Genomic DNA, 3228 nt, shown 5'->3' with positions numbered 1-3228 from the left:
GGAAACAGGTTGATGATCGGCGTGCAAAACAACGCGAAGCGCGAAGCATCGATCAAGCTTGCAAGCTTGTCCGGCGCCCGTTCGAGCAGAACGATAATCTCGGCTTCTTCGCTCGTGACCTTCTTCAGACCTTCGGCGAGTCCGGTCAGCGTAAAAAAGTAGAACCGGCTCGGACAGGAAAAATACTCGTGCAGCAGATTGTGTCCGTGGAACTTGGACCAGATCAGCGGCAACATTCCCTGATCCGTGCCAAGCCCCTCGTGAACTACCGCGTTGGAAGTCACCGCCGCAAAACGCTGGTGAGGCATGCCGAACGCGCCAGGCTCGCCGACTATCGATGCAACCGACGCCGTATGCAGGAGTTCGAACAACGCAGATGCCACCTGTTCGTCGCCCGCAAGATACACCGGCAGTCGATCCAGATTCTCGAGCCTGTCGATCGCCGTTTTGTTCGTCATGCGAATGCGCAGGCGCAGCGCACCGCGTACCTGCGTGTATGCGGCGACATAACGGTCCAGCCCTTCGATGTCGGGCGGAATACCGGTCCAGCGAGCGTCCACAATCTCCAGCGGATAAAGCGTGACATCCTGCGTTGTGCGAAACGTGCAAGGCGTATCCTCGCCGCTGGGCTTAAGCGTTTTCAACGTCGTTGAACGCGGCACTTTGAAGCCTGCGTTCAGATTGCCTTTTTGATGCGCAGGAAAAAACCGTGCAACGGCCATCGACGGCGTCGGAGCAACGTAGTTCGGGTAAGTGACTTCGAGCAGGCGCTGCGTGAAGCGCGGAAACTCGGCATCGAGTTTGAGCCGCATGCGCGCGGCCATAAAACCGAATGATTCGATCAGACGTTCGACATAGGGATCGGTCAGTTCGCCTGCCTGCAGCCCGAGCCGCCTCGCGATCTTGGGATGCGCGTGAGCAAATTCACCTGCGCTTTCGCGCAGATAAATCAATTCCTGGTTGTAGTACTCGAGTAGTCGGGGATCCATGCAGGCTCTCGTTTCGCTTGATTCGATCAGCCGCGGCCGGAACCCGCTTGCAAGCGACTTGATTCGAGATCCAGCGAGCTTTGCACGATGAACTCGATCGGATACGGTTCCAGGCGAATCATTCCGTGAATCGAGAACGCTACTTCGTTATGTCGTCCCTGACGATCGCGCTCGCTGCGTGGCACGATTCGTAGCGTTTCTGGGATCAATCGCGGCTCGAATGCGACGATAGCCTCGCGAATAAGGACTTCGATTTTTGCCCAATCGCGTGATGCCATGAATGCGCCGGCAAGCGGCGGCACGCCAAAATTCACCGTGGACTGCGCGACCAGCGGATAGCGCTTCGCATCGATCAGATCGCCGAGGTTGGTCGCGTTCAACAGATAGGTCAGGTCGCGCTGAATGATGTCGCGCAACTGCGTGCGGGTGACGGCGTATTCACCCGGCGCCTCGCTCTGACGATGCGGCGCGTCATCACGCAAACGATCGATCAGCGTCGGTAGCAAATGGCTGTCGGCGCGGCGTGGTGAATTACCTGTGGCCCTTTCGGATGTCGAAACAAAGTCGTTCGATTCGGTGGAGTGCGTCATGCGTCCACTTCCTTTTCCGACTTTGATTCGGTTTCCTCACGAGTTTGATTGAAAACGCACTGCGCTAACTCGAAGATTCCGACGTCACCTGAGCTAGTCGTCCATGTCTTTGCGCCTGAAGCAATCACGCCGGTGCGCCCTGCTTCGCGCCAGACGGTTTTGCGTCCCAACAGCAAAGCATCACGCGCGTCCGCCGTGCACGTCAGTGCCGTGTGCTCCGGATAGCGGGCAGGCATGAAGCCACGCAGAACCGTGCCATCACGCAAATCGAGCGTGCAAGGTGCCCAGATCAGATCGGCGAGCGTCGCCGGAGACGCGACTTGCCAGCGAGCGATATCGTCGAACGCGAGCCATCGGTAGCGGCCTGCGGCGATGAATTCGCAAACTGGACCGAGTCGCGAATCGCTATCGCCGATCCAGCTGAACGCGTGCATCGGTGCGTGGCTGGCTCCCGGCGTCAAGGGCGCGAGGTTCAATGCCGTTTCGCGAGTGGCATCGGCTGCTTCGACTTCTCCGCGCCGTGCAAGCCCCAAGGCAGCGTGCAGGCCGCGCATCCACGATGGCACATCGGTGAAGACAAAATCAGGTTCCTGCAGGCCCGCCATGACTCGTTCCCGCGCACATTCGGCGCGCACCAGATCGCGATAAGCGTGAACGACCGGAGTCTGCGACGATTCGAGCTGGCCATAAATCTGAAGCTGCTGAAGCGCCCGCACCCACTGCCGCACGATGCATAAATATTGAAACAACGCCCAGCGATGCGCAGCGTGCGCGGGTTGGACGCGAATAGACGACTCGACCTCGGCAATTTGCTCGTCGATCGGCAAGTCGGTCATGGAACGGGCTGTCATCAAATCGAGACCTCATGGTTCGGCTGCGCGGCGGCATGGCCGAACGCGGGCAAGGGACTGTCGATCGCCAATGTGTGATGCTCGCGGCGCGCGAGAACCGGCGGCGCGGTATTGGCGCGCATGGCTGCATTCGCGTGGTACTCCGGCGGAGCGAAAAGCTGCAGGATTTCCGGCGGACGTGCCGCACTCAGCACGCCAAGATCCGGAATGGATTCCCGAGTAAGTGGCCCGATCGCATCTTCCAGCTTATGGACGTCCGAGAAAAGACCACTGATCGATTGACCGTCAACCTGCTTCGCTTCTTGTTCGGGAAGACGGGAGAAGGCCACGTGCGAAGCGGCAGTGAGCGTGCTTGCCCACAAGCCGTTATCCGGTGGCACCGATGAACCCAGCGCCTGACAGTAACGCTGATGAAGCGTGGCGAGAAGGCCATCTGCATCGACGTCCGGCGAAACCTTCGGCTGGCTCTGCCCGGTCACGCTTGCGCGTGAATCGAACAGTTCGTATATGTCGATGCTTGTTCCGACCAAGCCGACATCTGATTCGAAAACGGCGCCATTGTCTTTTCCCTGCGCCGGCACTTGAATACCTTGTGGTTCGACACGCGGCTGTAGCTTGTTTCGTTTAAAAATCGAGAAGAACCGCATTCGAATTAACACTCGGAAAGAGAAAGCCGCGACGCTCGCGCGGTTCAAGCCAAATCAATTGATTACGCCGAAGGATTAACTCACAACCGCCCACGATTGTCTATGATTAACATCATTGCCAATGAGCAACTAATCAGTCGAGTGAATTAAT

Annotated in this window: 4 protein-coding genes; all 4 read right to left on the bottom strand. The window is 58.2% G+C overall.

Going from position 1 to position 3228, the window contains the following annotated elements:
- Nucleotides 1–989: type VI secretion system baseplate subunit TssF (gene tssF, locus P7F28_RS05995; RefSeq protein WP_277183578.1), on the bottom strand; the 989-nt coding region annotated here is incomplete at its 3' end.
- 26 nt (nucleotides 990–1015) lie between these two features.
- Nucleotides 1016–1579 carry a type VI secretion system baseplate subunit TssE gene (gene tssE / locus P7F28_RS05990; protein ID WP_277183571.1) on the bottom strand — a complete coding sequence of 188 codons (564 nt, stop codon included), beginning with the start codon at nucleotides 1577–1579 and terminating at the stop codon, nucleotides 1016–1018.
- A complete protein-coding gene (locus P7F28_RS05985) occupies nucleotides 1576–2430 on the bottom strand; it encodes a type VI secretion system accessory protein TagJ (RefSeq protein WP_277183570.1) in 855 nt (284 codons plus the stop codon). The genes tssE and P7F28_RS05985 overlap by 4 nt, the downstream gene beginning before the upstream one ends.
- On the bottom strand, nucleotides 2430–3077 hold the full coding sequence (locus P7F28_RS05980; protein WP_277183569.1) for a TagK domain-containing protein: 648 nt from the start codon (nucleotides 3075–3077) through the stop codon (nucleotides 2430–2432). Before P7F28_RS05980 ends, P7F28_RS05985 begins: the two co-directional genes overlap by 1 nt.
- Nucleotides 3078–3228: the final 151 nt, after the last annotated feature.

This window comes from Caballeronia sp. BR00000012568055 (genome assembly GCF_029439455.1).
In the GTDB taxonomy this organism is placed as follows: Bacteria; Pseudomonadota; Gammaproteobacteria; order Burkholderiales; family Burkholderiaceae; genus Caballeronia.
Note: the sequence above shows the minus strand (reverse complement) of the source record. Positions and strands in the feature narration are given on the sequence as shown.

Excerpts from the sequence above, each read along its gene's own strand:
- P7F28_RS05985 (WP_277183570.1), bottom strand. The coding sequence starts at position 2,430 with ATGACAGCCCGTTCCATGACCGACTTGCCGATCGACGAGCAAATTGCC.
- P7F28_RS05980 (WP_277183569.1), bottom strand. The coding sequence starts at position 3,077 with ATGCGGTTCTTCTCGATTTTTAAACGAAACAAGCTACAGCCGCGTGTC.
- tssE (WP_277183571.1), bottom strand. The coding sequence starts at position 1,579 with ATGACGCACTCCACCGAATCGAACGACTTTGTTTCGACATCCGAAAGG.